General features: G+C 40.0%; 17 protein-coding genes and 1 pseudogene. 16 read left to right on the forward strand and 2 right to left on the reverse strand.

The window, feature by feature from the left end; translation table 11 throughout:
* The first annotated feature begins 225 nt into the window (after window positions 1–225).
* The 12 genes from HT693_RS02415 (at window position 226) to HT693_RS02475 (ending at window position 12,568) form a co-directional block, all read left to right on the forward strand.
* The gene (locus HT693_RS02415) at window positions 226–1,995 is read left to right on the forward strand and encodes a PTS mannitol-specific transporter subunit IIBC (protein ID WP_000391684.1); all 1,770 of its coding nucleotides are present in this window, start codon (window positions 226–228) and stop codon (window positions 1,993–1,995) included.
* 23 nt (window positions 1,996–2,018) lie between these two features.
* Complete coding sequence (locus tag HT693_RS02420; RefSeq protein ID WP_001864364.1) at window positions 2,019–3,974, forward strand: transcription antiterminator; 1,956 nt, start codon at window positions 2,019–2,021, stop codon at window positions 3,972–3,974.
* A 1-nt stretch (window position 3,975) separates the two neighbouring features.
* Window positions 3,976–4,413: a PTS sugar transporter subunit IIA gene (locus HT693_RS02425; RefSeq protein ID WP_000764149.1), complete on the forward strand. Its 438-nt coding sequence runs from the start codon at window positions 3,976–3,978 to the stop codon at window positions 4,411–4,413.
* 61 nt (window positions 4,414–4,474) lie between these two features.
* Entirely contained in the window at window positions 4,475–5,611 is a 1,137-nt protein-coding gene (locus HT693_RS02430) for a mannitol-1-phosphate 5-dehydrogenase (protein ID WP_138700356.1), read from the forward strand.
* A gap of 206 nt (window positions 5,612–5,817) precedes the next feature.
* Entirely contained in the window at window positions 5,818–6,867 is a 1,050-nt protein-coding gene (locus HT693_RS02440) for an LLM class flavin-dependent oxidoreductase (protein WP_050222820.1), read from the forward strand.
* Between the two features lie 219 nt (window positions 6,868–7,086).
* On the forward strand, window positions 7,087–8,094 hold the full coding sequence (locus HT693_RS02445) for a uroporphyrinogen decarboxylase family protein (RefSeq protein ID WP_172924764.1): 1,008 nt from the start codon (window positions 7,087–7,089) through the stop codon (window positions 8,092–8,094).
* Window positions 8,095–8,103: 9 nt separating this feature from the next.
* A complete protein-coding gene (locus tag HT693_RS02450; RefSeq protein WP_000823548.1) occupies window positions 8,104–8,307 on the forward strand; it encodes a hypothetical protein in 204 nt (67 codons plus the stop codon).
* Between the two features lie 2 nt (window positions 8,308–8,309).
* Window positions 8,310–9,308 (forward strand): uroporphyrinogen decarboxylase family protein, encoded by a 999-nt coding sequence (locus HT693_RS02455; RefSeq protein WP_172924766.1) that lies wholly within the window; start codon window positions 8,310–8,312, stop codon window positions 9,306–9,308.
* Window positions 9,309–9,319: 11 nt separating this feature from the next.
* Entirely contained in the window at window positions 9,320–10,198 is an 879-nt protein-coding gene (locus HT693_RS02460; RefSeq protein ID WP_000039543.1) for a transporter substrate-binding domain-containing protein, read from the forward strand.
* Between the two features lie 177 nt (window positions 10,199–10,375).
* Window positions 10,376–11,068: an amino acid ABC transporter permease gene (locus HT693_RS02465; protein WP_000255467.1), complete on the forward strand. Its 693-nt coding sequence runs from the start codon at window positions 10,376–10,378 to the stop codon at window positions 11,066–11,068.
* A 3-nt stretch (window positions 11,069–11,071) separates the two neighbouring features.
* The gene (locus HT693_RS02470) at window positions 11,072–11,794 is read left to right on the forward strand and encodes an amino acid ABC transporter permease (RefSeq protein WP_000362517.1); all 723 of its coding nucleotides are present in this window, start codon (window positions 11,072–11,074) and stop codon (window positions 11,792–11,794) included.
* A 9-nt stretch (window positions 11,795–11,803) separates the two neighbouring features.
* On the forward strand, window positions 11,804–12,568 hold the full coding sequence (locus tag HT693_RS02475; protein ID WP_000942261.1) for an amino acid ABC transporter ATP-binding protein: 765 nt from the start codon (window positions 11,804–11,806) through the stop codon (window positions 12,566–12,568).
* Between the two features lie 75 nt (window positions 12,569–12,643).
* On the opposite strand, the gene spuA is transcribed toward HT693_RS02475, so the two are convergent.
* A complete protein-coding gene (spuA, locus tag HT693_RS02480) occupies window positions 12,644–16,477 on the reverse strand; it encodes an LPXTG-anchored pullulanase SpuA (protein ID WP_172924768.1) in 3,834 nt (1,277 codons plus the stop codon).
* 570 nt (window positions 16,478–17,047) lie between these two features.
* Here spuA and HT693_RS02485 point away from each other — a divergent pair.
* A complete protein-coding gene (locus tag HT693_RS02485; RefSeq protein WP_172924770.1) occupies window positions 17,048–19,045 on the forward strand; it encodes a thiol-activated cytolysin family protein in 1,998 nt (665 codons plus the stop codon).
* Window positions 19,046–19,310: 265 nt separating this feature from the next.
* On the opposite strand, the pseudogene HT693_RS02490 reads toward HT693_RS02485, so the two are convergent.
* Window positions 19,311–19,470: pseudogene (locus tag HT693_RS02490) on the reverse strand (helix-turn-helix domain-containing protein); the annotation flags it as partial.
* A 275-nt stretch (window positions 19,471–19,745) separates the two neighbouring features.
* Between HT693_RS02490 and rpsL the strand changes: the two are divergent.
* The 3 genes from rpsL to fusA all read left to right on the forward strand — a co-directional run bounded on the left by rpsL (window position 19,746) and on the right by fusA (window position 23,009).
* Complete coding sequence (gene rpsL, locus HT693_RS02495; protein ID WP_001142332.1) at window positions 19,746–20,159, forward strand: 30S ribosomal protein S12; 414 nt, start codon at window positions 19,746–19,748, stop codon at window positions 20,157–20,159.
* 19 nt (window positions 20,160–20,178) lie between these two features.
* Window positions 20,179–20,649, forward strand: coding sequence for a 30S ribosomal protein S7 (gene rpsG / locus HT693_RS02500; protein WP_000087873.1), 471 nt, complete (start codon window positions 20,179–20,181; stop codon window positions 20,647–20,649).
* A gap of 278 nt (window positions 20,650–20,927) precedes the next feature.
* Window positions 20,928–23,009, forward strand: a complete 2,082-nt coding sequence (fusA, locus tag HT693_RS02505; RefSeq protein WP_000090345.1) for an elongation factor G — start codon at window positions 20,928–20,930, stop codon at window positions 23,007–23,009.
* Window positions 23,010–23,103: the final 94 nt, after the last annotated feature.

A 23,103-nucleotide genomic window follows, 5' to 3' on the forward strand; every position in this document is an offset into this window, starting at 1 on the left:
CTGGGCAAAAACTCAATTTGAAGAGAAAATTCAGTAAATCTTTCCATGATAAAACGCATCATATTAAGGTTTTGTACACCTGATATGATGCGTTTTATCATTTTTAAGCCTTTTTGCCCAGCCTCGTCAAAAGTAAAGTTTTGGCACAAAATCTGTGACAAAACTTTAGTTTTAAAGGTTTTTAACTTTGTATATACTAGTTTTAAGAAAAGGAGGATGATCCTAATGGAAGAAAAAGTATCATTGAAAGTCAGAGTTCAAAAACTAGGGACATCGCTTTCAAATATGGTTATGCCCAATATTGGAGCATTTATTGCTTGGGGAGTGTTGACTGCCCTCTTTATCGCTGATGGCTATCTGCCAAATGAACAGTTAGCTACTGTTGTTGGTCCTATGTTAACGTATTTATTGCCAATCCTGATTGGTTACACAGGTGGATATATGATCCATGGTCAACGTGGTGCCGTTGTAGGAGCTATTGCTACTGTTGGTGCAATCACAGGTTCTAGTGTTCCTATGTTTATCGGAGCTATGGTAATGGGCTCACTGGGAGGATGGACTATCAAGAAATTTGATGAAAAGTTCCAGGAAAAAATTCGTCCCGGATTTGAAATGTTAGTTAATAATTTCTCAGCTGGTCTCGTTGGTTTTGCATTATTGCTTTTGGCTTTCTACGCAATCGGTCCAGTCGTATCGACTCTTACTGGAGCTGTTGGGAATGGTGTTGAGGCTATTGTTAATGCTCGCCTCCTTCCTATAGCTAATATTATCATCGAACCGGCTAAAGTCCTTTTCCTCAATAATGCCCTCAATCATGGCATTTTTACTCCTCTGGGAGTAGAACAGGTAGCTCAAGCTGGTAAGTCAATTCTCTTCCTATTGGAAGCTAATCCTGGACCAGGCCTGGGAATTCTATTAGCTTATGCTGTATTCGGTAAAGGTTCTGCTAAATCTTCTTCTTGGGGGGCAATGCTTATTCATTTCTTCGGAGGGATTCATGAAATTTACTTTCCTTATGTTATGATGAAGCCTACTCTATTTTTAGCTGCTATGGCAGGAGGTATCTCTGGAACTTTTACTTTTCAACTCTTAGACGCTGGTCTTAAATCTCCAGCTTCACCAGGTTCTATTATTGCGATTATGGCTACGGCGCCAAAAGGCGTTTGGCCCCATCTAAATGTTCTTCTAGGTGTTTTAGTGGCAGCAGTTGTTTCTTTCCTTGTAGCAGCCCTTATTCTTCATGCAGACAAGTCAACTGAGGATTCGCTCGAAGCTGCTCAGGCGGCTACCCAAGCAGCTAAGGCTCAGTCTAAAGGTCAGTTAGTATCAACTTCTGTTGATGCAGTTGTTTCGACAGACTCAGTGGAAAAAATCATTTTCGCCTGCGATGCTGGTATGGGAAGCTCTGCTATGGGAGCTAGTATTCTTCGAGATAAGGTTAAAAAAGCAGGTCTAGAGATTCCAGTATCTAATCAGGCAATCTCAAATTTGCTTGATACACCAAAAACATTAATTGTTACTCAGGAAGAACTGACACCAAGAGCTAAAGACAAGAGTCCAAGTGCTATTCATGTTTCTGTTGATAATTTCTTAGCGTCCCCTCGTTATGATGAAATTGTAGCTTCATTAACAGGAGCTTCTCCAATAGCAGAAATTGAAGGAGATATATCAACTTCAGCATCAGTAGATAGTCAGGAAATTGACCTTAACCATATTGATGCTGTAGTAGTTGCTTATGGTAAAGCACAGGGATCTGCAACTATGGGCTGTGAAACGATTCGGGCTATCTTTAGAAACAAAAATATTCGTATTCCAGTTTCTACTGCCAAAATTTCAGAATTAGGTGAATTTAATTCTAAAAACATAATGATTGTAACAACTATTTCTTTACAGGCAGAAGTGCAGCAAACAGCACCGAATTCTCAATTTCTTATTGTGGATAGTTTAGTAACAACACCAGAATATGACAAAATGGCTGTTAGAATGTACAAATAGAACTAGAGGTTTCTAAATTACGAATGCTATTAACCAAACGAGAAGAACAATTATTGAAGGCTTTCCTACATGTAGGGAAGCTTTCAATGCAAGACATGACTGAAATCTTACAGGTTTCATCTAGAACAATTTATCGAACTTTATCAGATTTGACAGATAGCATGGAGCAATATGGAATCGAAATAACGAAGCATGGGAAATACTATATTTTGACTGGAGAGTTGGATGATTTGCCGACAGAACTTGAAGTGTTAGTTGAGTATAGTCCCCAAGAAAGACAAGAGTTGATTACCTATCGCCTTCTGACTGAGAGTGGTTTTGTCACCAATGAAGCATTGCAAGAATGCATGAAAGTCAGTAATGTAACTATTATTCAGGATATTTCAGATATTGATAAGCGTCTTTTAGACTTTGATCTGAAAATTGAACGACAAAAAGGTTATCGTATTTCTGGTGATTCAGTTGGTAAGAGAAGATTTTTGGCTATTTTACTGACAAACTGTATCTCAGTAGCAGATTTTTCAACCGGTAATTTTGGGAGCTTTGATATTTTAGAAGCAGATAGAACTAGGCTGGCCAGTCAGATTGTTAATAAGCAACTGTCAGGTTTTCCAGATATGGATGCTAGGATGAAGATGTTTTTTGCGATTTTGTTATCTCTTATAGGTCAGGAGCAAAACATTGAAAATTCACCTAATACTAGTAAGCAGGCTTTGGAAATTTCTCAAAAAATTTTTCAAGCTTACTCTAAGCAGACTGCACAATTTTATAGTATTCAGGAAATTATCTATTTTGCGAGCATCTTGGATGAATTAATCATTAAACGTCAGGACAATCCGCTCTTTACGGAGAAATTTGATGGTGAATTTTTCTACAATATTTCAAATCTGATTGATACGGTTTCCATGTATACCAAGATTGACTTTTTTAAGGACAAGGTTTTATTCAATTTTCTTTTCCATCATATTCGGCTCAGTTTAGGCGTCCCTATCCTTTTTCAGGGTGAAAATTTGCCAGAATCTGTCCAGATTTTAGTTGAAAGGAATAAATTTCTTTATACAGTCATCAGTCTTTTAGTGAATGATATTTTTCCGAAATATCTTCATACAGAGTATGAGTATGGCATGATTGCCCTACATTTTATCTCTAGCTTAGGCCGTAGTCCAGAGATTTATCCAGTCCGTGTTTTGCTTTTAACGGATGAACGTCGGGTCACTAGAGATTTATTAGTCAGTAAAATTAAGAGTGTTGCTCCTTTTGTAGAGTTGATAGATATTCAGTCTCTAGTAGATTACCATAGTATTGATCTCAGTCAGTATGATTATATTTTATCTACCAAGCCGCTGACTAATCAGGAAATCGATGTAATTTCTAGTTTTCCAACCGTCAAAGAATTGCTTGAATTACAGGAACGACTTCAGTATGTACAGGCACATCGTACAATTGTCGCGCGTGATGCTATCGCTCCAGAGAAAAGTTATGACTTGCAAGATTATTTAATATCTAGTAGTCAGCTTTTGAGTCAATTCGAGTTGGTTCAATTGGAGAATAATCAATCATTTGAGCACACGGTAGAACAAATCATCCAATATCAGAAGAATGTGAGTGACAGAGATTACCTAACAAGAAAATTGTTATCTCACTTCCAGAATAGTCCTATGGCTATTCCTAATACTGGTCTGGTGCTTTTACATAGTCAGTCTAGCAAAGTAACAACAAATAGTTTTACTATGTTTGAACTCAAACTACCTATCTCCGCATTGTCAATGAAACGAGAGGAAGAAGAGGTCAAAAGGTGTCTGCTAATGCTAATGTCTAAAGAAGCTAGCGAGGAAGCGAGAGATTTAATGACAGCTATCAGTCAGTCGATTATTGAAAATCATCTTTATACAGAGATTTACAAGACGGGAAATCAATCCATTATTTATCAGATGCTAAATACTATTTTTAACGAAAAAATTAAGAAATTGGAGAACTAATATGAAACTTGAAAAACATTTGATTAAGCTTAATAAACAATTTTCTAACAAGGAGGAAGCTATTTGTTATTGTGGGCAAGTTCTTTATGAGGGTGGATATGTTAATGAAGACTATATTGAAGCCATGATTGAGCGAGATAAAGAGCTATCTGTTTACATGGGTAACTTTATCGCCATACCGCATGGAACAGATGCAGCAAAAAATGATGTCCTCAAGTCTGGTATTACAGTCGTTCAAGTCCCTAGAGGGGTTGATTTTGGGAATGTATCTAACCCTCAAGTGGCAACGGTTCTTTTTGGTATTGCTGGTATTGGTAATGAACACTTAGAAATTATTCAGAAAATTTCTATCTTCTGTGCAGATGTAGATAATGTTCTTAAACTAGCAGATGCTCAGTCAAAAGAGGAAGTGTTGCGCTTATTTGATGCTGTTGAATAATTGAATTTCGTCATTTGTCATCTAGTATATATGTCCCTCAAATAGGAAAAGGAGAAATTGAATGAAACATTCTGTTCATTTTGGTGCCGGTAATATCGGTCGTGGTTTTATAGGTGAAATTCTATTTAAAAATGGTTTCCATATTGATTTTGTGGATGTCAATAATCAGATAATTCATGCTCTAAATGAAAAGGGCAAGTATGAAATTGAAATTGCACAGAAAGGACAGTCTCGTATAGAAGTAACTAATGTGGCTGGCATTAATAGCAAAGAAGACCCTGAGCAAGTCATTGAAGCGATTCAAAAGACGGATATTATTACTACTGCAATCGGACCTAATATACTCCCTTTTATCGCTGAACTTCTAGCCAAAGGAATCGAAGCTCGCCGAGTTGCAGGAAATACACAGGCATTGGATGTTATGGCCTGTGAAAATATGATTGGCGGGTCTCAATTTCTTTATCAAGAAGTCAAGAAATATTTAAGTCCGGAAGGTTTGACATTTGCTGATAACTACATAGGTTTTCCAAATGCTGCAGTAGACAGGATTGTTCCAGCACAAAGTCACGAGGATTCCCTTTTTGTTGTGGTCGAGCCCTTTAATGAATGGGTCGTGGAAACCAAGCGTCTTAAAAATCCAGATTTACGTCTAAAAGATGTGCATTATGAAGAAGATTTAGAACCCTTTATTGAGCGAAAACTTTTTTCAGTCAATTCTGGACATGCAACTTCAGCTTACATTGGTGCGCATTATGGTGCCAAGACAATTTTGGAAGCTCTTCAAAATCCTAATATCAAATCTCGGATTGAATCTGTATTAACTGAAATTCGGAGTCTCTTGATTGCCAAATGGAACTTTGATAAAAAAGAATTGGAGAATTATCACAAAGTCATTATAGAACGGTTTGAAAATCCTTTCATAGTGGACGAGGTTAGTCGCGTAGCTCGTACTCCAATCCGAAAATTAGGCTATAATGAACGATTCATCCGGCCGATACGTGAATTGAAAGAACTTGGTTTGTCATATGAAAACCTACTTAAAACAGTTGGCTATGCCTTTGACTATCGCGATGTAAATGATGAAGAAAGTATTCGATTAGGTGAATTGTTGGCTAAACAATCAGTCAAAGATGTTGTTATACAAGTTACAGGTTTAGACGACCCAGAATTGATTGAGCAAATTGTAGAGTATATTTAATATTTTTCGAAAATCTCTTCAAATCAGGTTAGCATCCATCTGCAACCTCAAAACAGTATTTTGAGCTGACTTCATCAGTTCTATCTACCACCTCAAAGCAGTGCTTTGAGCAGCCTGCGGCTAGCTTCCTAGTTTGCTCTTTGATTTTCATTGAGTATTAGAATAATTTTTCAAATTGAAGGACAGAGTAGATAGGGAGAATCACAATGGTAGAATTGGGAATTTCAACATTTGGGGAAACAACGGAGCTTGAAGGGATTGGGCAAACTTACAGTCATGACGAACGCATTCGCCAGTTGCTAGCAGAGGTTGAACTGGCTGACAAGGTTGGTTTGGATGTGTATGGGATTGGTGAGCACCATCGAGAGGATTTTGCAGTATCAGCCCCAGAGATTGTCCTGGCAGCTGGGGCAGTCAATACCAAGAAAATCCGTTTGACCAGCGCAGTCAGCATTCTCTCAAGTATGGACCCCATTCGCTTGTTCCAACAGTATGCCACTATCGATGCTTTGTCAAATGGACGTGCGGAGATTATGGCTGGAAGGGGCTCTTTCACGGAATCTTTCCCCTTGTTTGGCTATGATTTGAAAGACTACGAAGCCCTTTTTGATGAGAAATTAGACTTGCTTCAGTTAGTCAATGAAAAGACCAAGTTAGACTGGCAAGGTCGCTTGACCCAAACAATCTCTGGCAAAGAAGTCTATCCTCGTCCAGTTCAGGACAAATTGCCCTTGTGGATAGCGACAGGTGGTCATGTCGAATCAACAGTGAAGATTGCTCAGGCTGGTCTACCGATTGTCTATGCCATTATTGGTGGTAACCCTCGTTATTTTAAAAAGTTGATTCAGGCTTATCGTGAGATTGGAAGCGAAGCGGGTCATGCCAGTCAGGAACTAAAGGTTGGAGCTCATTCTTGGGGTTGGATTGATGAGGATGGCGAGCAGGCTGTGAAAGATTATTTTCATCCTACCAAGCAAGTAGTGGATGCTATCTCTAAAGACCGTCCGCACTGGCAGGAATTGCGTTATAAGCAATATTTGGAGCAAGTTGGATCAAATGGTGCTATGTTTGTGGGCAATCCAGATCAGGTGGCAGAAAAATTGATTCGCATGATTGAAGACTTAGGTTTGGACCGCTTCATGCTCCATCTACCGCTTGGTTCCATGCCTCATGAACAAGTTCTGAGAGCTATTGAACTCTTCGGCACACAAGTTGCACCCAAAGTACGGACTTATTTTGCCATGAAAGAGGCTTAATAAAAAATCCTAATCAGGCTGATAAAAAATCTATATAACAACTATTTTAAAAAAGCAATAAACAGAAAAAATCTCTGAAAAGCTAGTAAAATCAAGCTTTTCAGAGATTTTTTTCTCTATTGATATAAACAATCCCAATCAAGTCGATAGTCAATATATATTGGGAAAAGGTCAAAAGGAGTGGTAAGATGGTTTCAATCCAAATGGAAGGAGAGAAGTATGACAAGTAAAAGAGAGCTAGTTTTTAGAGCTATTCGAGGAGAAGAGGTGGAACGGGTTCCTGTTGGCTTTTGGTTTCATTTTGTAACACTGGAGGAAAAAGGACAAGGTTTAAATAATCCACGTATCTTTCAAAAAAGTGTAGAGGGACATCGGAAGTACGTGGAAAGAATCCATCCTGATTTTGTCAAAATGATGAGTGACGGATTTTTCATTTATCCAAGTAATGTCTACAGTCCTAAGGTTACAAGTCTTCAGGAATTAGCTTCTATTGAGTCGATTGGTGAAAACCATCCTTGGATTCAGCAACAAGTAGAAGTGGTAGAGGCTATTCGAGCAACCTTCACTGAGGACATTGCATCATTTTACAATATTTTTTCTCCGATCTCCTATTTGAAAAGGTGGTTTCGTACAGAGACTTCTAGAGGTGATAAGGAGGTTTCAGATCTTTTTCTTGAAAATCCAGAGCTATTCAGGGATGTTTTAGACGTGATAGCTGAGGATATCGCTATCCTAACTAAAAAAATCATTCAGGATGGTGGAGCAGATGGAATCTATCTCAGTACACAAGAAATTCAGGATGAGCGTATCACAGCAGAATTGTATCAGACCTATATTGAGCCAAGCAACATAAAGGTTTTAGAAGCTGCCAATCAGGTAGGTGGGATAAATATCCTGCATATCTGCGGTTTCCAAGGTGCCAGTAACAATGTGACTATTTTTAAAGATTATCCAGCCCAGGTTTTCAACTGGGCAACCCACCATGAAGCAGTCAGTTTACCTCAAGGTCAGGAGTTATTTCATGGCCAAGCGGTCTTGGGTGGTTTTGAAAATGGGAAGCAGAGCCTGCTTTACGGAGGTAGAAAGGCTGCACTACAAGAGGAAACCAAACGATTGTTGGCTGAAGCTGGGACTAGAGGAGTCCTTCTTGGAGCGGATTGCACGGTTCCAGATGACTTTGAATTAGAAAGATTGGACTGGATTCGTCAGGCTGCTATGTTAGAATAGGAGAGCCTTATGAAAAGAAAAAAGTGGCTATTGGTAGGGACGGCCCTCGGCTTTGTCATTTTACTTGCGATCAGTCTTACAAAGGGACTTGCTTGTAAGGAAGGGCCAAGATGTCATGGGATTCAGGATTTTCAGAAGAGAAGTCTTCCCTTTATTCAAACCAATGATATTGCCAGTGTTTTATTAGTTGAAAAAGAAAGAAATGGAGAATAGAGATGTTAGAAAAAAGAGAATGGGTTTTAAAAGCATTTAGAGGAGAAGTGGTTGACCGTGTACCTGTAGGTTTTTGGCACCACTTTACATCAGAAGAGGAATGGTTAAAGGGATTTTCCAATCCTGTGATTATTGAAAAGAACATACAAGGTCACAAACGTTTTATCCGTGACCTACATCCAGACTTTATCAAGTTGATGAGTGATGGCTATTTTGTTTATCCAAATCCAGTTATTGCCAAAGGGAAGTCACTCCAAGAGCTGTCGGAGATTCAACCTCTGGGTAAAGATCATCCGTGGATTAGAGAGCAGGTAGAATTAGTGAAGAAGATTAAGCAGGAGTTTACGGAAGATATTGTTGCTATTTACAATATTTTTGCGCCTGTGACCTACCTCAAATGGTTACTTGGAGAAGTGTCTGGTGGAGATAATCTCATTGCAGATTTCTTAGTTCAAGATTCTCAGAAATTGAAAAAAGTCCTTGATGTGATTGCGCAAGATATCGCTAGCTTGAGTCAAGCTATTATTAAAGATGCAGGAGTAGATGGTATTTATCTCAGTGTGCAAAGTATTCAGGATGCGCGTGTTTCTGCTGAAGCCTATCAGGAGATTATTGAGCCGAGTGAACTGACTGTTTTAAATGCGGCTAAGTCGGTTGGTGGGGTAAATATCCTTCATATCTGTGGCTATGAAGGAGCTCGAAACGATATTCATATCTTTGCAGACTATCCAGCTCATGTTTTTAACTGGGCAGTTGGTCCAGAAGGGATTAGTCTAAAAGAAGGTCGTGAGATTTTCAAGGGTCGTGCTGTTCTGGGAGGATTTGAAAACGGTAAAGATGGCCTTCTCTATCGAGGCAGTAAGGAAGAAATTCAGGCTGAAACCAAACGATTGGTAGAAGAAACAGGGAAAGATGGCCTCATACTCGGAGCAGATTGTACCATTCCAAACGATATTGCAGTGGAGCGTATCCAGTGGGTGAGAGAAGCAGTAGCTAAATAAAGGAGAAGAATATGAGTAAGAAAACATGGATTGTTGGTGGAGTTGCGGTTGTGGCAGTGCTTGGAGCAACGATTATTGGTAGGACTTTGTCGGGAGCATCTGCTAAAGGTGCAGATGCAGCTTCGTCTGGACAAGTAACAACTTTAAAAGTTGCCCATACTCAAAACTATGTCCCTTATGATTTTATTGACGAAAAAGGGGAATCAGATGGTTATGAAGTCGCTGTTTTAAAGGCGGTTGATGAGAAATTAGCAGATTATAAATTTGAGTATACTGGAACTAGTGATGATGATCTCTTGATTGGACTTGAGTCTGGCAAGTACGATATTGGAACTAAAGGTGCTTGGTATACAGATGAACGGGCTAAGAAATTCATTATTCCATCTGAGCCAGTAGGAGCCAGCATTATTGGTTTTACTGTCAGAAAAGGAGATGAAGCTAAATATAAGAATATTGATGATTTCGCCAAAAATAAAGGAAAATTAGTACCCATCTCTCCTCAAAATGCCCAGTGGAATGTGATTAATAGCTATAATGACAAGCACAAGGATACACCAATTGAGTTGACAGCTGCTGAATCTTTCAAGGTGGCAGATGCTTATGCTTGGGTTTTAGAAGGACGTTATGATGCTTTCTTTGACATCAAGTTGTCTTTTGAAAAAGCGGTGACAACAGATGATGGTTCTTACCACCAATATGCGGACAAACTTAGCTGGTTCCCTTATAAAGGAATTCCAACCTATCCCTTGATTCACCGTGATGAAAAGGGTGAGAAGTTTGCTAAAGAGTATGAAAAAGCGATTAAAGAATTAAAAGAAGACAGTACTCTAGCTAAACTTTCTCAAAAATACTTTAAAGAAGATGTCTTTAGCTACGTTGATAAAGATTAGATGAGCAATCAGGCATGTTATGCTCTTCGAAAATCTCTTCAAACCGCATCAACGTCGCCTTGCCGTAGGTATGGTTACTGATTTTGTCAGTTCTATCCACAACCTCAAAACACTGTTTTGAGCAACCTGCGGCTAGTTTGCTTTTTGATTTTCATTGAGTATTAGAAAGAGGTTTATATGGTTTCATATGATTTTTCAAGAGTGTTCCAATTTTTACCAACCTTATGGCAGGCTCTTCCTATGACCTTGTCCATTCTCTTTTTTACTACAGTCCTCGGTTCCCTTTTCGGTGGCTTACTGGCTTGGGCTCAAGTGGGAGAAGACAAGACTTTTGCAGGTCTTTCTAAGGGCTATATTTTCACTCTTCGCTGTACTCCCCCTATTGTTTTACTATTCCTTGTCTTTTATGGTTTACCTGAATTTTTAAAATGGTGGCTGAATTTAGATATCAACAACTGGTCTAAGACGGTCTTCGTCTTATTCACCATGGTCTTGCTATTTGCGGCTATCATTGCAGAAGTATTTAAGGCGTCCTATCAGGCAATTCCCAAAGGTCAGATGGAAGCTGGAGCCAGTATTGGTCTGACCCCTAGTCAGACATTTTGGAGAATCATTTTTCCTCAGGCTTTTCAAGTGGCTCTTCCAAATATGACGACCGCTATTCTAAATTTGATGCGGGACGCTGCCCTAGCCTATACGATTGGTTTTGTGGATGTCATGGGAGCTGGGAATCTCTTAATCAGTCGCAATTTGGGGAATTACTCTCTTGAAACCTATACAGCGGTTGCCATTCTTTATTGGGGTGTAGCCTTGGCTGTTTCCTTCTTGAGTCGCTTGTTAGAAAAATCTTTGGAAACGAAAGGGAGATAGGATATGGATTTAGACTATATTGCGAAAACTTTTTTAGAGACCTTAAAAGGGGTGCCAACCACCTTAATCATTATGATTGTAGCCATGGTCTTAAGTTTTGGACCAGCCTTGTTTTTAGCTCTGGGACAAATATATAAAGTCAAAGGTGTTCGAACTTTCTCTCTCGTGTATCTAGCTTTTATAAGAGCAACACCTCCGATTTTGCTGATTCTTTTCTTTTATAGTTTGTTTCCGAGTTTGCTCAATCAATTTCTCAAAAGCATAGGGAGTGATGTTGATATCTTTAAACTCAATCCGATCTATTATGCTTTTATTATCTATAGTTTGATGACAACAGGTAGTTTATCAGAAATCTTACGTTCGGCTATTTTGACTGTGGATAAGGGACAATTAGAAGCTGCACAAGCGATTGGTTTAACCACTAGTCAGGCTTATGTGAGGATTGTTTTTCCACAGGCCTTGCAATCAGCCTTGCCCAATCTGGCTAATCTAGTCATAAATATTGTAAAAGGAACCTCTTTGGTCTTTGTGATGACCATTAAGGATATTACAGCCATTGCCCGTGTTGAAGCGTCTTATGGTTATCAGTATTTTGAATCCTATTTTGTGATCTTTTTACAGTACATTCTTATTTGCGGATTGATTCAATGGGGCTTTTCAATCTTAGAGAAACGCTATATTCAAAGAAGAAAGGGACAAGTAGTGCCCAGTACAGGTTTAGCATAGGAGGAGACAATGTTACAAGTAGAACATGTTGCAAAAAAATTTGGAGACAGACAAGTCCTGGGAGATGTTAATCTCAAGGTCAACCAAGGGGATGTGGTTGTAATATTGGGGCCATCTGGATCAGGTAAAACGACTTTTCTCAGATGTCTCAATCATTTAGAAAAAGCCGATAGTGGCTCTTTGAAGCTTGCTGATAAAGAATACGACCTTGGAAAATTGACTAAAAAAGATATTTTAGAAATTCGCAAGAAGACTGCTTTCGTTTTTCAACATTATAATTTATTTGCTAATAAAACGGCCTTGGAAAATATTTTGGAGGGCTTGATTATTGCTCGGAAAATTCCTAAGGAAGAAGCAACAAAACGTGCGGAAGCTGCCTTAGAAAAAGTTGGTTTACTAGCTTATAAAGCTTACTATCCCTCTCAGCTTTCTGGAGGCCAGCAACAACGAATCGGTATTGCGCGTGCCATTGCTGTGAAACCAGAGGTCATTTTATTAGATGAGCCAACATCGGCCTTGGATCCAGAGTTGGTAGGGGATGTTTTAGATGTTTTAAAACAGTTAGCTAAAGAAGGAGTTACTATGGTAGTAGTGACTCATGAGATGGGTTTTGCTAGAGATGTAGCCAATCATGTTATTTTTATGGACGGTGGGAAAATTGTTGAAGAAAATAATGCCCATGATTTCTTTAGTCGTCCAAAAGAAGAACGAACCAAGCAATTTTTGGCACGAATACTCTCGGATGCGACCTATAGTGTAGAATATATGATTTGATAGATAGACTTATCAGGGCAAAAATCAATCCCCCGGGCGTTAAGGCTTGGGGGATAGTTCTATAGGAGGGCTAGTTTAGTTCTCTTTTTTATTTTTTAGTAAGAAACCGAGACCAAGGAGCGTAAGGAGGCTGATTCCTGCAAATAGGAGTTTGTTTTCGTTTTTGATTCCTGTATTTGGAAGTTCAGCTTGTTTATCTGGGGTTGCAGGTATATTTTCCTTGCTAGAGCTTTCTACCGATTCGTTTCGAACCGCTTCTTTTACAGATGATGCTTGTGCTTCTTGTGCTGGTTGTTCAGCTTGTGAATCAGTTGTAGCTTGGCTAGGTTTATTTTCTGAATCAGCTACTGTTGCAGATGGTTTAGTAGAATCAGGTTTAGCTTGTGGAGCTGGGTCTTGATGTTCAGGCTTGGAAGGGGTTGAGTCTGGTTTCTCTTCTGCAGTTGACTCATGGCTAGTTCCATTTTGAGAGACTCGAAGAACAGTAGCTGTAAGGGCATTCAATTTCAAGCCTTTTTCAGTCCATTCAAGTCCTTTCGGGTTGGCAATTCCGACTGGTCCTGCTTGGTTCTCATCTGCCAAAACTTCAGCATTTCTTAGATGGGCAAAGGCAGTTCCCAAATTAAATTCGCGAGCTTTTTCGTCCGCATTGACAAAGACTGCGTAGATATCACCGTTTGGAGCAGTGATTTGGTAGCCAATCACTACATCCTCTTTTTCTACACCATTTTGGCCTGGAACAGTTATGAGGTGTACACGGTCTTTGATATCTTGGAGACTCTTAAGTCGGAAGGCATCTGTAGATTGACGAAGGGCAATCAAACCTTTCATGTAGTCACGGCTCTTGACATTTTCAGGATATGCTTTTCCATCTGTAGCCTTAGTCCAGTCAAACTTGTTGACTGCATCGCTAGAATCGTAAGAGTCATGGATGAAGTAAGGATAGTCAAACGGATTGCCATCCTTATCACGCAACAAGTGAGATTTGTTTGGTTGTTTGTCCTCTGCTACTGGAGTCTTGTAGGCTGGGTCACGGAATTGTTTGGTACGCCCGTATTCCTGACCAGAGTGGATAAACGGAGTTCCTTGAGCTGTCAAGACCATGAGGTTTCCAAGTCGCAAACGACGGTGGATTTCAGCATAGTTCTCAGCCTTGCTTGGGTCTTTTTTGATAGACTGGGCAATGATGTCAAAGAGGGTCAAGTTATCATGGGCTGCGATGTATTGGATGACATCTCCAGGACTGTCTGCTTCAAAGTTGGTTGGTTGAGCAATGAGATTTTTGAAGATAGTGTTGATATCACGCTTGCCACCTGTGATAAAGGCAGGTTGACCTTCGTTTGGATAACCAGACTTGAGGTTGTTACGGATGTCATCTGAGAAGACAGCGACAGTATCGGTATGTTTCATCCAATCTTGGTCAGCAGCTTTAGTAGGCATATTTTCATCACCAGCATAGGTTCTCCAACCTTCACCAAGCATGATTAGGTTTGGATTGAGGGCGCGTGCAGCCTTGTAAGCTTCTTCGATAGAAGCGGCGTCATGGTCTCCCATCATATCGAAACGGAAGCCATCCACTTTGTAGGTATCAACTAGATATTTGATAGAGTCAACTAGGATCCGTTTGCTCATATGGTGGGTTGTCCCCAAGCGTCCACCACCAAAGCTAGTTCGAGGTGTCCCATCAGCATCCATAAAGTGGTAGTAGTTTGGTTCTAAATCTTCAAAGAGATCGACTTTGGCTGTATGGTTATAAACTACGTCTAGGATAGCTCCCATGCCACGTTTGTGGATTTCGTTGATGAGGTTTTTAAATTCTGCGATTCGTTTTTCTGGATTCTTAGGATCGCTTGAGTACATACCAGTCAATGAGAAGTAGTTTTGAGGGTCATATCCCCAGTTGTAGTTGCTGTTGCTTGAAGCATAGTCAGACAAGCGTTCATGGTTTTTCAATTCATTGACAAAGTAGTAAGACAAGACTGGAAGGAGCTGGATGTGGGTCACACCTAAGTCTTTGAGGTAGTCTAGTTTTTCAATAAAGGCTTCAAAGGTACCAAATGGTTTGGTTAAGTCTTTTGCAATGGCAGGATCTGAAGTGAAATCACGCACATGAGCTTCGTAGATAACGGCGTCTTCACGAGTCTTGAAATTGTGAATCTTACCATAAGTTAAGTCTTGAGGTCCGAGTTTAGCTGGATCTACAAAGGCGGCTTTAGCCACTTTATGGGCATCGTCAATCTTGGCATCGTCGCTATTCCAAGCAGCAAGAGATTTAGCGTAAGGATCGAGTGCAAGAACAGTTTTACCTTGACGCTCGATTTGGTATTGATAGTAGTATCCAGTGAAATCGGTGATTCCGAGTTTGTTTGTGCTGTCTAGAGTTTGTTTCCAAGTTCCTCTTTCCCCTTTTTCAAGAGCGACAGTTCCAACTACCTTGTCAGGGTCATTCTTGTCGTAGACAACGACAGAAACCTTATCAGCACTTGGTGACCAGAGGGTCAAATCAACTTGTTTTCCTTCTTCTTTAAGATCAGCTCCAAGTTTACCATCATAGCTGTAAGCCTCATCTTTCAGGCGCCAGCTTGTTTTGGTAGTGAATTGGCCGGAATTGTAGCTAACAGTATATGGGTGTTTTGTGTCAGAGAAATCTCCGCTGTAGGTCACTTTTTTACCAGCTTCATCTATTGCAACATCGGTGATAGCTACTTTATTTCCTAGGTGATTAGTGATGTTGGAGTGTTTGAGGATATCCTCTTTTTTAGCACCGACAAGTGTTGAAAAACTACTTTCAATGCTAGAAGTTCCTACGTGTTGGGCACCTGTCATACGGATATCATGGACATAGTATGGATTTGTGTAAATTGATTCGTCATCGTCTTTTAGGAAAATTTGGCTATGATTTTTCAAATCTGTAAACTTATAATCTTCTTTACGGATTTTCACGTCGTCTCCTTCTTTGCTCTCATCTAGTAATAAAAATCCAAATTCTCTTGCGGCTTCATTAAGAGGAATGTCGATATAGCGGCCATATTTGCCTGTAGCCGTAAAGTCTGTTCCGTCAGGCCATTGAGCGCTACTTGGATTTTTCACATCTCCCCAGTACCAGAGAGATTTCTTGTCATAGTTGCCATCTGTGCGGTAGTAGTTGACGCGAACAGTTCCTGCAGGCTGTGGCTCGTAAGAGAAAACCTTGTAATCTTGGTCTAACCAAGCCTCGTTCATTTTTGGAACTAGTTTTTCTATAGATTTATCGCCGGTTAGATTTTTTCCAGCTGTATTGTTGATGAGGAAGCTAATTTTCTTGGCTTCTTCTCCCTTTAATTTGACATCTAGGTAATAGCCGTAGTCATCTTTTTTGGCATCCTTGAAGGACAAGGCTCCGTTTGGCCAATTTTCAGATGGTTTTTCAACATCGTCCCAAGTCCATAGTCCTTGAGCATCCTTGTTTTTTTCAGGAAGTTTTTTGACATGGATACGGAAGTAGTTATCTTCGATGGGCTCTTCTGCCTTAGTTTCAGTCGTTACTGGACTAGTGGAAGTAGTTGTCTCACTTGAACGATCTTGTCCAGTTTGTGGTGCTGGATCGGCTGGGCTTGCAACAGGAGTGGTCGCCTCTGTTGCAGGTTTTTCTTCTTTCTCTAGGGAAGCGCTTGCATTATTAGGTGAAGAAAAATCGCTTTCTTTCTTACCAGTGCTAGTTGCTGTATCAGTAAGAGGCTGGGCAAGGGCAGTAGTAGTTTCACTATTATTTGCGTTAGTGGTTGGTGTACTTTCGTCTGCTGAGATAGTTGGTGTAGCCATGGCAAGCAAGACAAGGCTTGCGCCGATAAGGACAGAACCAGTTCCATTTTTGAGGGAACGGATGCTGTAGACCATTTTTTTCTCAGTTTGAGCTGGTGTTTTTCTCATGATGATTCTCCAATCAATAAATTTCTATACCAGTATAGCATGTAGTAAAACAATATGCAAGCGTTTTCTTTGGTTTGTCAAAGAAATTCTTACTTTTGAGAAGTTTTCCGTATTATTTTATATATCAGTATAAATAATGGAAATAATACTCAATGAAAATCAAAGAGCAAACTAGGAAACTAGCCGCAGGCTGTACTTGAGTACGGCAAGGCGACGTTGACGTGGTTTGAATTAGTATAAAAATGTCACATAAGCAAAGCCGTATTATTAGGAAGATGATGTGTTCCCAGCTATTTTTATTCAGAAATTGCTCTCTAATATTTCTTTTAAAAAGCTCATCTAGTGAAACTATAAATAGGAAAAGAAAAAAGCTAGCGCTTCTCAAGTTTTATCTAGTTTCCAAACTATAGTATTTACTGGAAATCGAAAGAAAATATCAGAAAAATTCAGCAAACGTTTTCTTCTTATTTTCTTGACTTTTTTGCTGGTTTGTGCTTGACTTTTACTTGAAATTTGATAAACTATAGACAAATAGGAAAACGTATTCATTTAAAAACGGAGGAATAAGGAATGAATCAGGAAAAACGTTTGCATCGCTTTGTCAAAAAGTGTGGACTCGGTGTGTGTAGTGCTGTTGTTGCGGCATTTTTATTGAACGCTCAGGGAGTAGCTTTGGCTACAGAGCAAGGGAATCGTCCAGTTGAGACAGAAAACATCGCTCGTGGAAAACAAGCTAGTCAAAGTTCTACTGCTTATGGAGGAGCTGCTACACGAGCAGTGGATGGTAATGTTGATAGTGACTATGGGCACCATTCTGTAACGCATACAAACTTTGAAGACAATGCTTGGTGGCAAGTTGATCTTGGAAAAACAGAGAATGTTGGAAAAGTTAAACTTTACAATCGTGGAGATGGGAATGTAGCTAATCGTCTTTCCAATTTTGATGTTGTTTTGTTAAATGAAGCAAAACAAGAAGTTGCTCGTCAACACTTTGATAGTTTGAATGGGAAGGCAGAACTTGAAGTTTTCTTCACCGCCAAAGACGCTCGTTATGTAAAAGTGGAGTTGAAAACTAAAAATACCCCATTGAGCTTGGCAGAAGTGGAAGTATTCCGTTCAGCAACAACTCAAGTTGGACAGGATAGAACTGCACCAGTAGTAGATCAAACATCAGCATTGAAAGACTACCTTTTTGGCTTAACTTATAATCCTTTGGATATTTTAACTCGCAAAGGAGAAACCTTAGAAAATCGCTACAACACAAGTGCTAAGGAACAAAATGGAGAGTTTGTCGTTGTAGAAAAAATCAAGAAAACCCTCTCTACAGGCACAGCAGATGTTTCCATCAATGGAAATCAAAATGTCTTCCTAGGTGGCTTGTATAAGGCAAACCAAAATCTGCTAGAAAATCAGCCAGAATTGATTAGTCTTGCCCGTGCAAAGGGGACAGTCAGCGTCGATTTACCTGGTATGATTCAGTCTGACAGCCGAATTGAAGCAGATCCTACAACTAGTGGTATGCAGTCTGCGATGAATACCTTGGTTGAAAGATGGACAAAGAATTACTCATCTAGCCATTCCGTTCCTGCACGTGTTCAGTATGAATCAACTACAGCCTATAGCATGAATCAATTGAAAGCAAAATTTGGTGCAGACTTTGAAAAAGCAGGTGCACCGCTTAAGATTGACTTTGAGGCTGTACAAAAGGGTGAAAAGCAAATTGAAGTTGTAAACTTTAAACAAATCTACTATACAGCGACATTTGATGCACCGACCAATCCAGCGGCTGTATTTGACAAGAGTGTGACACCTGAAGATTTAAAACAGAGAGGCGTTGATTCACAAACTCCACCTGTATATGTATCAAACGTTTCTTACGGACGTCAAATCTATGTTAAGTTTGAGTCAACAAGTAAGTCTACTGAATTAAAAGCAGCTATCAATGCGGTTATCAAAGGCGCAACAATTGCTCCAAATTCTGAATGGAGCCGTCTATTGAAGAACACTTCTGTAACAGCGGTAATTGTAGGAGGTAATGCTAGCGGTGCCGCCAAAGTTGTCACAGGAACAGTCGAAAACTTGAAGGAACTCATCAGAGAAGGAGCTAACTTTAGCGCTCAAAGTCCAGCTGTGCCAATCTCATATAAGACTGCCTTCCTAAAAGATAATGCCCAAGCAACTTTACAAAATAGTACAGACTATATCGAAACGAAGGTTACTTCTTACAAAAATGGTTTCTTGAAACTTCATCATAAGGGTGCTTATGTTGCGCGTTATTACATCTATTGGGATGAAATTACATATGATGAACAAGGAAATCCAGAAATCCGTTCACATCAATGGGAAGATAACGGAAAAAACAGAACTTCAGGCTTCCAAACAGAGATTCAATTTAGAGGAAATGTCCGTAATCTTCGCATCAAGGTTCAAGAAAAGACGGGTCTTGTATGGGAACCATGGCGTACAGTTTACAACCGCACAGACTTACCACTAGTACAACAGCGTACAATTACACATTGGGGAACAACTCTAAATCCTAAAGTTGATGAAAAAATTGTGAATGAGTAACGATTTGATTTACTTGATTCGATAGTAAACAGTGAAGAGGAGGAACTTCGATTTCTCCTCTTTTATGATTGGCTTTTGAGAGAATGAAAAGATGAAAAGGGGAACTTCTATAGCAGCTTGAAACTAGAATAGTACGTTATTGCTATTAAAACATTTCTAGAAATTAAGTTGACTTTTCCAATAGATTTGTTCATATCTTATTTCAATTCAATATAAAACTAACTTCCAGTTTTCCACAACCTAGCTTTTGGTATGAGAAAAACGCGTTGTTACAGACATAGGGAGCTTTTTGAGAAGTGGGCAATCCGTGCAATCAGATTTGACGGATGTTGGGTGCATGATGCGATTGCGCTTGATTTCTTTTGAAATCGTTGACGGGTCTTTTCCGTCTTCTCAATGATGGAACGGAAAGTCTCAGACTTAATTCCACCATAAAAATCCGTTTTAGACTAATTTCCACTTCGGTTAGGTAAGTATAAGTTACTTTGAGAAGTTACCCCAGTGAAAAGATTAGCAATAAAAAAGAAAAATATCTTGACAACCAATGGAAAATTTTGTTACAATAATAGACGGTACTTTTTACTTTTGGTCTCTCAAGAGTGTACAGGGACGTGCTGACAAATGTTGCAAAAGTACACACAGATGATAGCTGTCACCAAGTGTATCATCACCAAAAATAAAAAAACACAGGAGAATGTAGATGCCTACAATTAACCAATTGGTTCGCAAACCGCGTAAATCAAAAGTAGAAAAATCTAAATCACCAGCTTTGAACGTTGGTTACAACAGTCATAAAAAAGTTCAAACAAACGTTTCTTCACCACAAAAACGTGGTGTTGCAACTCGTGTTGGAACAATGACACCTAAAAAACCTAACTCAGCCCTTCGTAAATTCGCTCGTGTACGTTTGAGCAACCTTATCGAAGTTACTGCCTACATCCCAGGTATCGGACACAACTTGCAAGAGCACAGCGTGGTGCTTCTTCGTGGTGGACGTGTAAAAGACCTTCCAGGGGTACGTTACCATATCGTCCGTGGTGCACTTGATACTGCAGGTGTTAACGATCGTAAACAAGGCCGTTCTAAATACGGTACTAAACGTCCAAAAGCATAAGGAAAGGGGATAAAGAGAAATGAGTCGTAAAAATAGAGCTCCAAAACGTGACGTATTGCCAGATCCGCTTTACAATTCACAACTAGTTACTCGTCTTATCAACCGCGTTATGCTTGACGGTAAACGTGGTACAGCTGCTTCAATCGTTTACGGTGCTTTTGAGCAAATCAAAGAAGCTACTGGCAACGATGCACTTGAAGTATTTGAAACAGCTATGGAAAACATCATGCCTGTACTTGAAGTACGTGCACGTCGTGTTGGTGGTTCTAACTACCAAGTCCCAGTTGAAGTTCGTCCAGAACGTCGTACAACACTTGGACTTCGTTGGTTGGTAACAATCGCTCGTCTTCGTGGTGAACACACAATGCAAGACCGTCTCGCAAAAGAAATCTTGGATGCTGCTAACAACACTGGTGCAGCTGTTAAGAAACGTGAAGACACTCACCGTATGGCTGAAGCTAACCGTGCATTCGCACACTTCCGTTGGTAAGATTAAGATACTAAGGGCGTTAAAAAAGCGACTGAAAATTAGGAAGCTTGACGAAGAATCGAAGATTCTAGGAGAGCTTATCTATTTTCCAAGCTTTTAGCCTGGGTTCAAATTAGCTAAATCGATTAGTATTAGCTATAACTCAACTTACCATCTCGTAAGTTGAAACCAACAATAGCATGAAAACATTGAGAACGGGTAGGTCCTGCCTATCCGTTTTTATTAAAATCGTGTTATAATAGAATAGAAATCAAAAATAAATAGGAGAAACAAACCTCATGGCACGCGAATTTTCACTTGAAAAAACTCGTAATATCGGTATCATGGCTCACGTCGATGCTGGTAAAACAACTACAACTGAGCGTATCCTTTACTACACTGGTAAAATCCACAAAATCGGTGAAACTCACGAAGGTGCGTCACAAATGGACTGGATGGAGCAAGAGCAAGAGCGTGGTATCACTATCACATCTGCTGCGACAACAGCTCAATGGAACAACCACCGCGTAAACATCATCGACACACCAGGACACGTGGACTTCACTATCGAAGTACAACGTTCTCTTCGTGTATTGGACGGTGCGGTTACAGTTCTTGACTCACAATCAGGTGTTGAGCCTCAAACTGAAACAGTTTGGCGTCAAGCAACTGAGTATGGAGTTCCACGTATCGTATTTGCCAACAAAATGGACAAAATCGGTGCTGACTTCCTTTACTCTGTAAGCACACTTCACGATCGTCTTCAAGCAAATGCCCACCCAATCCAATTGCCAATCGGTTCTGAAGATGACTTCCGTGGTATCATCGACTTAATCAAGATGAAAGCTGAAATCTATACTAACGACCTTGGTACAGATATCCTTGAAGAAGACATCCCAGCTGAATACCTTGACCAAGCTCAAGAATACCGTGAAAAATTGATTGAAGCAGTTGCTGAAACTGACGAAGAATTGATGATGAAATACCTCGAAGGTGAAGAAATCACTAACGAAGAATTGAAAGCTGGTATCCGTAAAGCGACTATCAACGTTGAATTCTTCCCAGTATTGTGTGGTTCAGCCTTCAAAAACAAAGGTGTTCAATTGATGCTTGATGCGGTTATCGACTACCTTCCAAGCCCACTTGACATCCCAGCAATCAAAGGTATTAACCCAGATACAGACGCTGAAGAAACTCGTCCAGCATCTGATGAAGAGCCATTTGCAGCTCTTGCCTTCAAGATCATGACTGACCCATTCGTAGGTCGTTTGACATTCTTCCGTGTTTACTCAGGTGTTCTTCAATCAGGTTCATACGTATTGAACACTTCCAAAGGTAAACGTGAACGTATCGGACGTATCCTTCAAATGCACGCCAACAGCCGTCAAGAAATCGACACTGTTTACTCAGGTGATATCGCTGCTGCCGTTGGTTTGAAAGATACTACAACTGGTGACTCATTGACAGATGAAAAAGCTAAAATCATCCTTGAGTCAATCAACGTTCCAGAACCAGTTATCCAATTGATGGTTGAGCCAAAATCTAAAGCTGACCAAGACAAGATGGGTATCGCCCTTCAAAAATTGGCTGAAGAAGATCCAACATTCCGCGTTGAAACAAACGTTGAAACTGGTGAAACAGTTATCTCTGGTATGGGTGAGCTTCACCTTGATGTCCTTGTTGATCGTATGCGTCGTGAGTTCAAAGTTGAAGCAAACGTAGGTGCTCCTCAAGTATCTTACCGTGAAACATTCCGCGCTTCTACTCAAGCTCGTGGATTCTTCAAACGTCAGTCTGGTGGTAAAGGTCAATTTGGTGATGTATGGATTGAATTTACTCCAAACGAAGAAGGTAAAGGATTCGAATTCGAAAACGCAATCGTCGGTGGTGTGGTTCCTCGTGAATTTATCCCAGCGGTTGAAAAAGGTTTGGTAGAATCTATGGCTAACGGTGTTCTTGCAGGTTACCCAATGGTTGACGTTAAAGCTAAACTTTACGATGGTTCATACCACGATGTCGACTCATCTGAAACTGCCTTCAAGATCGCGGCTTCACTTGCTCTGAAAGAAGCTGCTAAATCAGCACAACCAGCTATCCTTGAACCAATGATGCTTGTAACAATCACTGTTCCAGAAGAAAACCTTGGTGATGTTATGGGTCACGTAACTGCTCGTCGTGGACGTGTAGATGGTATGGAAGCACACGGTAACAGCCAAATCGTTCGTGCTTACGTTCCACTTGCTGAAATGTTCGGTTACGCAACAGTTCTTCGTTCTGCATCTCAAGGACGTGGTACATTCATGATGGTATTTGACCACTACGAAGATGTACCTAAGTCAGTACAAGAAGAAATCATTAAGAAAAACAAAGGTGAAGACTAATCAGTCCTCGCTCTAAAAGGAAGTCACTTAGTGGCTTCCTTTTGTCTTTAGAAAATACCTCTAAATATGGTAAAATAGTAGGAGAATAATGTGA

The organism is Streptococcus sp. 2154 (genome assembly GCF_013277255.1).
In the GTDB taxonomy this organism is placed as follows: Bacteria; Bacillota; Bacilli; order Lactobacillales; family Streptococcaceae; genus Streptococcus; species Streptococcus pseudopneumoniae.

What these genes read in the sequence shown, in the direction of transcription:
- HT693_RS02415 (WP_000391684.1), top strand. Translation starts at nt 226, where the DNA reads ATGGAAGAAAAAGTATCATTGAAAGTCAGAGTTCAAAAACTAGGGACA.
- HT693_RS02420 (WP_001864364.1), top strand. Translation starts at nt 2,019, where the DNA reads ATGCTATTAACCAAACGAGAAGAACAATTATTGAAGGCTTTCCTACAT.
- HT693_RS02425 (WP_000764149.1), top strand. Translation starts at nt 3,976, where the DNA reads ATGAAACTTGAAAAACATTTGATTAAGCTTAATAAACAATTTTCTAAC.
- HT693_RS02430 (WP_138700356.1), top strand. Translation starts at nt 4,475, where the DNA reads ATGAAACATTCTGTTCATTTTGGTGCCGGTAATATCGGTCGTGGTTTT.
- HT693_RS02440 (WP_050222820.1), top strand. Translation starts at nt 5,818, where the DNA reads ATGGTAGAATTGGGAATTTCAACATTTGGGGAAACAACGGAGCTTGAA.
- HT693_RS02445 (WP_172924764.1), top strand. Translation starts at nt 7,087, where the DNA reads ATGACAAGTAAAAGAGAGCTAGTTTTTAGAGCTATTCGAGGAGAAGAG.
- HT693_RS02450 (WP_000823548.1), top strand. Translation starts at nt 8,104, where the DNA reads ATGAAAAGAAAAAAGTGGCTATTGGTAGGGACGGCCCTCGGCTTTGTC.
- HT693_RS02455 (WP_172924766.1), top strand. Translation starts at nt 8,310, where the DNA reads ATGTTAGAAAAAAGAGAATGGGTTTTAAAAGCATTTAGAGGAGAAGTG.
- HT693_RS02460 (WP_000039543.1), top strand. Translation starts at nt 9,320, where the DNA reads ATGAGTAAGAAAACATGGATTGTTGGTGGAGTTGCGGTTGTGGCAGTG.
- HT693_RS02465 (WP_000255467.1), top strand. Translation starts at nt 10,376, where the DNA reads ATGGTTTCATATGATTTTTCAAGAGTGTTCCAATTTTTACCAACCTTA.
- HT693_RS02470 (WP_000362517.1), top strand. Translation starts at nt 11,072, where the DNA reads ATGGATTTAGACTATATTGCGAAAACTTTTTTAGAGACCTTAAAAGGG.
- HT693_RS02475 (WP_000942261.1), top strand. Translation starts at nt 11,804, where the DNA reads ATGTTACAAGTAGAACATGTTGCAAAAAAATTTGGAGACAGACAAGTC.
- spuA (WP_172924768.1), bottom strand. Translation starts at nt 16,477, where the DNA reads ATGAGAAAAACACCAGCTCAAACTGAGAAAAAAATGGTCTACAGCATC.
- HT693_RS02485 (WP_172924770.1), top strand. Translation starts at nt 17,048, where the DNA reads ATGAATCAGGAAAAACGTTTGCATCGCTTTGTCAAAAAGTGTGGACTC.
- rpsL (WP_001142332.1), top strand. Translation starts at nt 19,746, where the DNA reads ATGCCTACAATTAACCAATTGGTTCGCAAACCGCGTAAATCAAAAGTA.
- rpsG (WP_000087873.1), top strand. Translation starts at nt 20,179, where the DNA reads ATGAGTCGTAAAAATAGAGCTCCAAAACGTGACGTATTGCCAGATCCG.
- fusA (WP_000090345.1), top strand. Translation starts at nt 20,928, where the DNA reads ATGGCACGCGAATTTTCACTTGAAAAAACTCGTAATATCGGTATCATG.